The organism is Burkholderia sp. ZZQ-2 (genome assembly GCF_050768715.1).
GTDB classification, from domain to species: domain Bacteria; phylum Pseudomonadota; class Gammaproteobacteria; order Burkholderiales; family Burkholderiaceae; genus Burkholderia; species Burkholderia cepacia.
Window position 1 is genome coordinate 1 of sequence record NZ_LDVA01000378.1, and the last position, 5,999, is coordinate 5,999.

Below are 5,999 nucleotides of genomic sequence, written 5' to 3' on the forward strand. Positions count from 1 at the left end.
CGGCAGGCAGAAGCGGTTGCCCGCTCCTGCCCCGCCTTTCACTTACCCGTTCGTCGCCGCCGACGACGCAGGCGCCGGAGCGGCCGCCTTGTCGTAGTCGACCGGCGCATCCGGCGCGCGCGGCGTCTCGCCGGCCCGCTGGATCCAGCCGCCGCCCAATGCGCGGTATAGCGTGACGAGGTTCGTCCAGCGCGCCAGGCGTGCGTTGATCAGCGTCTGCTGTGCCGAGTACAGATCCGTCTGCGCGGTCAGCACCGACAGGTAGCTGTCGACACCATTCTTGTAACGCAGGTCCGACAGGTCGAAACGTCGCTGCTGTGCGTGCTCGTTGCGCTCGAGCGCCGCGATCTGCTGGTCGTACGTGCCGCGTGCGGCAAGACCATCCGCCACTTCGCGGAATGCCGACTGGATCGCCTTCTCGTAGTTCGCGATCTCGATGCGTTTCTGCACGTTCGCGAGGTTCAGGTTCGCGATGTTCTGCCCGCCTTCGAAGATCGGCATCGTGATCTGCGGCGCGAACGACCACGCCGCCGTGCCGGCCTTGAACAGGCCGCCCAGCGTCGAGCTGCCGGTGCCGAATGCGCCCGTCAGCGAGATGCGCGGGAAGAACGCCGCGCGTGCCGCACCGATGTTCGCATTCGCGGCCAGCAGCGTCTGCTCGGCCTGCATCACGTCCGGACGACGTGTCAGCAGATCCGACGGCAACCCGGCCGGCACGTCCGTCAGCAGGTTCTGCGCGTCGAGCGGCATGCCTGCCGGCAGGTCGTCCGGCAGCGGCTCACCGATCAGTTGCACCAGCATGTTCAGTGCCTGCGCACGCGCACGCGCCTGCTGCTGCTGGTTCGACAGCGCCTGCTCGACCACCGTCTGCGCCTGACGCAGCTCGAGCTCGGAGCCCGTGCCGTTGTCGAACTGCAGCTTCGTCAGGTCGCACTGCGCCTGAGCGGACTTCAGCGTGTCCTCCGTGACCTTCAGCAGGTCGTCGGTCGACAGCAGCGTCAGGTATTGATCGGCCACCTGCGACACCAGCGAGATCTCGAATGCCTGCCGTGCATACGACGTCGACAGGTATTGCGCGAGTGCCTGGTCTTTCAGGCTCTGCACGCGGCCGAACAGGTCGAGTTCCCACGACGCGGACAGCCCGACGTTGTAGTTGCGCGAGATCAGCGGCGCATTGGTCGTCGACAAGCCCTGCGGAATGCGCTGGATGCTGCCCGTGCCCGTGCCGTCGAGCGTCGGGAACAGCTCCGCGCGCGTGATCTGGTACTGCGCGCGCGCCGCCTCGATGTTCAGCACCGACACGCGCAGGTCGCGGTTGTTTTTCAGCGCGATCTCGATCAGCCGCTGCAGGCGCGGATCGACGAAGAACTCGCGCCAGCCGATGGCGGTCGCCGCCTGGCCGTTCGCGCTGCGCGCGCCGGCCGCACCCGGCTGCGTCGCATAGACGCCGCCGGCCGGGTACGCCTGCGCGACGGGCGCGTCGGGCCGCTTGTAATGCGGCGCCATCGTGCAGCCCGCAGCGAACAACGCGGCAGCCATCGCGACCGCACTTGCAGTCAAAGCATGTTTTTGCATCGTTACTGCCCCTTCGAATCGTGTGCGTCGCCGTGACCGCGCTGCAGGTCGCCCTGCACGAGACGCCAGGCATCGTCGACGTTTTCCGTCTCGCCGCTGAAGATCGCGCGAACCCGCACGAAGAACATCGGGATCATGAAAATCGCGAGGAACGTCGCCGTGATCATCCCGCCGATCACGCCCGTACCGATTGCATGCTGGCTCGCCGAACCCGCGCCGTTGCTGATCGCAAGGGGCAGCACGCCGAGCATGAATGCGAGCGACGTCATCAGGATCGGACGCAGCCGCAGGCGCGCCGCCTCGATCGCCGCGCGCACCGGCCCCATGTTCTCGTTCGCCTGCAACTCGCGTGCGAACTCGACGATCAGAATCGCGTTCTTCGCGGACAGGCCCACGGTCGTCAGCAGGCCGACCTGGAAGAACACGTCGTTCTCGAGGCCGCGCAGCATCGTCGCGAGCAGCGCGCCGACCACGCCGAGCGGCACCACCATGATCACCGAGAACGGGATCGACCAGCTTTCATACAGTGCCGCGAGACACAGGAACACGACGAGGATCGAGATCGCGTACAGGATCGGCGCCTGCGAGCCGGACTGGATTTCCTGGAACGACAGGCCAGTCCACGAGTAGCCGATACCTTCCGGCAGCTTGCTCGCGAGCGCTTCCATCGCGGCCATCGCCTGGCCGGTCGACTTGCCCTCCGCAGCCTGCCCCTGGATCTCGATCGACGATACGCCGTTGTAGCGTTCGAGCTTCGGCGACCCATAGCTCCAGTGGCCGGTCGAGAACGCGCTGAACGGCACCATGCCACCGGCGCTGTTGCGCACGTACCAGATGTTCATGTCTTCCGGGGTCATCCGGAACGGCGCGTCCGCCTGCACGTACACCTTCTTGATCCGTCCATCGGTATCCAGGAAGTTGTTCACGTACTGCGACGCCCACGCGATCGAGAACGTCTGGTCGATCGCCGCAGCCGTCACGCCGAGCGCGTTCGCCTTCTCGCGGTCGATGTCGACCGTGTACTGCGGCGTATCGTTCAGGCCGTTCGGGCGCACGAGCGCCAGCGTGGGATCCTTCGCGGCCATTCCGAGCAACTGGCCGCGCGCGGCCATCAGCGCCTCGTGGCCGAGACCGGCGTTGTCCGTCAGCTCGAAGTCGAAGCCGGCAGCCGTACCGAGTTCGGGAATCGACGGCGGGTTGAACGGGATCACCATCGCGTCCTTGTACTGCGAGTAGTGCGCGAAGGTCCGGCCGATCAGCGCCTGCACCTTCTGGTCGGAGCGCTGGCGATGCTCGTACGGTTTCAGCTTCACGAACACGAGGCCCGCGTTCTGGCCGCGGCCCGCGAAGCTGAAGCCGTTGACCGTGAACACCGAGTCGACCACATCCTTCTCGGTCGTGGTCAGGTACGTGTTGATGTTGTCGAGCGTCTTGCCGGTCGTTTCCTGCGTGGAACCGGACGGCGTCTGCACGATCATGAACATGTAGCCCTGGTCTTCATCCGGCAGAAACGACTTCGGCAGGCGCACGAACATCACGCCGACCGCAATGAACACCGCCAGGTAGATCACGAGCCAGCGCCCCGAGCGCCGGATCACGTGGTTCACGCCGCCCGTATAACGATCGCGGCTGCGGTCGAAGGTACGGTTGAACCAGCCGAAGAAGCCCTTCTTCTCTTCGTGATGCCCTTGCGGAATCGGCTTGAGGATCGTCGCGCACAGTGCCGGCGTCAGGATCAACGCGACGAGCACCGACAGCACCATCGCCGACACGATCGTCAGCGAGAACTGGCGATAGATTGCGCCGACCGAACCGCCCGAGAACGCCACCGGCACGAACACCGCTGACAGCACGAGCGCCACTCCGACGAGTGCGCCGGTGATCTGGCCCATCGCCTTGCGGGTCGCCTCCTTCGGTGACAGGCCCTCCTCCGCCATCACGCGCTCGACGTTCTCCACCACCACGATCGCATCGTCGACCAGCAGGCCGATCGCGAGCACGAGGCCGAACATCGACAGCGTGTTGATCGAGAAGCCGGCGAGGCCCATGATCGCGAACGTGCCGAGCAGCACGACCGGCACCGCGATCGTCGGGATGATCGTCGCCCGCAGGTTCTGCAAGAACAGGTACATCACGAGGAACACGAGCACGATGCCTTCGAGCAGCGTCTTGACCACTTCCTCGATCGACAGGCGCACGAACGGCGTCGTGTCGTACGGATAGTGGACGACGAGGCCGTGCGGGAAGTACTTCGACAGCTCCTGGACCTTGGCCCGCAGCGCCGTCGCGGTCGCGAGCGCATTCGCGCCCGTCGCGAGCTGAATGCCGAGGCCGGCCGTCGGCTGCCCCATGTACTTCGTGTCGAACGTGTAGTTTTCCGAACCGAGTGCCGCGCGGCCGACGTCCTTCAGGCGGACCTGCGAACCATCCTGGTTGACCTTCAGCAGGATGTTGCCGAACTGCTCGGGCGTGCGCAGCAGCGTCGATTCGGTGATCGTCGCCTGCAGCATGGTGCCCGGCTTCGCCGGCGTGCCGCCGATCTGGCCGCCCGCGATCTGCACGTTCTGCTGCGTGATCGCTGCCGACACGTCGGTCGGCGTGAGGCTGTAGTTGGTCAGCTTGACGGGATCGAGCCAGATGCGCATCGAGAACTGCGAACCGAGCAGCAGCGTCTGGCCGACGCCGTTTACGCGGCTGAGCGGATCGAGCACGTGCGACGCCACATAGTTCGTCAGGTCCTCCTTCGACATGCTGCCGTCCTCGGAGTTGAACGCGAACCACATCAGCCAGTTGCTGCTCGACTTCGTGACCTGCATGCCGAGTTGCTGCACGACCTGCGGCAGGTTCGGTGTCGCGAGCGACAGCTTGTTCTGCACCTGCACCTGCGCGACGTCCGGGTTCGTGCCCGGCGAGAAGGTCAGCGTGATCGTCGCGTTGCCCGAGTCGTCACTGGTCGACGACATGTACAGGAAGTTGTCGAGACCGCTCATCTGCTGCTCGATCACCTGCGTCACCGTGTCTTCCACCGTCTTCGCGGAAGCGCCCGGATAGTTCGCCTGGATCTGGATCGTCGGCGGTGCGATCGTCGGATACTGCGCGATCGGCATCTTGAAGATCGATGCGACGCCGGCCAGCATCAGCACGATCGCGATCACCCACGCGAAGATCGGGCGATCGATAAAAAACTTGGCCATGAAACGGACTCCTTTTTATTGCGCGGACGACGCAGCGGTCGAACTCGCGGCAGCATTGGCGGCGGTGCTTGCCGGCGCGGCGCCGGACGCATTCGCGGCGCTTGCCGGTGTGCCGGACGCGGCGTCCGGCGCCGGTGCGAGCTGCGCCGCGACGGTCTTCACGGTCGCACCCGGGCGCACCTTGTCGACGCCCTGCACGATCACGTGATCACCCGCTTGCAGACCACCTTCGACCACCCAGTTCGGGCCCTGCATGCCCGTCGTCTTCAGCGGACGCGGCTCGACCTTGTTGCTGGCGTTCACCACCATCGCGATCGCCTGACCCTTCTGGTCATGCGTGACGCCGATCTGCGGCACCAGGAACGCGTTCTCGTTCACGCCTTCCTCGATCCGTGCACGCACGAACATGCCCGGCAGCAGCACCTTGCCCGGGTTCGGGAAGACCGCGCGGATCGTCACCGAGCCGGTGGTCTGGTCGACCGTCACGTCCGAGAACTGCAGCTTGCCCGGCTCCGAATAGGTCTTGCCGTCTTCCAGGATCAGCGACACCTTCGCCGCGCCCGGGCCGGACGTCTTCAGGCGGCCGCTCTGTACGTCCTGGCGCAGCTTCAGCCCTTCGAGGCTCGACTGCGTGAGGTCCACATACACCGGGTCGAGCTGCTGCACCGTCGACATCAGCGTCGCCTGGCTCGCCTGCACGTACGCGCCCGGCGTCACCTGCGAGATGCCGACGCGGCCGGTGATCGGCGAAACGACATCGGTATAGCCGAGGTTGATCTGCGCGGTATCGACCGCCGCCTTGCCGGCCGCGACGTCCGCCGCGGCCTGGCCTTGCGTGGCCACCGCGTTGTCGTAGTCCTGCTTGCTGACCGCGTTCGCGGCCACCAGCACCTTGTAGCGTGCAACCAGCGCGTTCTGCGTGACGAGGTTCGCCTGCGCCTTCGCGAGCGTTGCCTTTGCACTGTTCAGCGCCGCGATGTAAGGCGCCGGGTCGATCTTGTAGAGGCGCTGACCGGCCTTGACGTCGGTGCCTTCGGTGAATTCACGGCGCAGCACGATGCCGTCGACCCGCGCGCGGACCTGCGCGACGAGGAACGCGCTGGTGCGGCCCGGCAGGTCGGTGAAGACCGGTACGGCTTGCGGCTGGACGGTGACGACGCCGACTTCCGGCGTTTGCGGCGGCGGTGCCGATTCTTTTTTCCCGCACGCGGCCAGGAAAACGGCGGCCGT

Annotated in this window: 3 protein-coding genes; all 3 read right to left on the reverse strand. The window is 65.9% G+C overall.

The genetic code is table 11. The features are described from left to right. Window positions 1-42 precede the first annotated feature (42 nt). On the reverse strand, window positions 43-1,575 hold the full coding sequence (locus ABY44_RS38410) for an efflux transporter outer membrane subunit (protein WP_060173745.1): 1,533 nt from the start codon (window positions 1,573-1,575) through the stop codon (window positions 43-45). 2 nt (window positions 1,576-1,577) lie between these two features. Continuing rightward, entirely contained in the window at window positions 1,578-4,769 is a 3,192-nt protein-coding gene (locus tag ABY44_RS38415) for an efflux RND transporter permease subunit (RefSeq protein WP_431643571.1), read from the reverse strand. A gap of 15 nt (window positions 4,770-4,784) precedes the next feature. Further along, window positions 4,785-5,999 (reverse strand): efflux RND transporter periplasmic adaptor subunit (locus ABY44_RS38420; RefSeq protein ID WP_431643572.1); only part of this gene is annotated, 1,215 nt, incomplete at its 5' end.

What these genes read in the sequence shown, in the direction of transcription:
- ABY44_RS38410 (WP_060173745.1), bottom strand. Translation starts at nt 1,575, where the DNA reads ATGCAAAAACATGCTTTGACTGCAAGTGCGGTCGCGATGGCTGCCGCG.
- ABY44_RS38415 (WP_431643571.1), bottom strand. Translation starts at nt 4,769, where the DNA reads ATGGCCAAGTTTTTTATCGATCGCCCGATCTTCGCGTGGGTGATCGCG.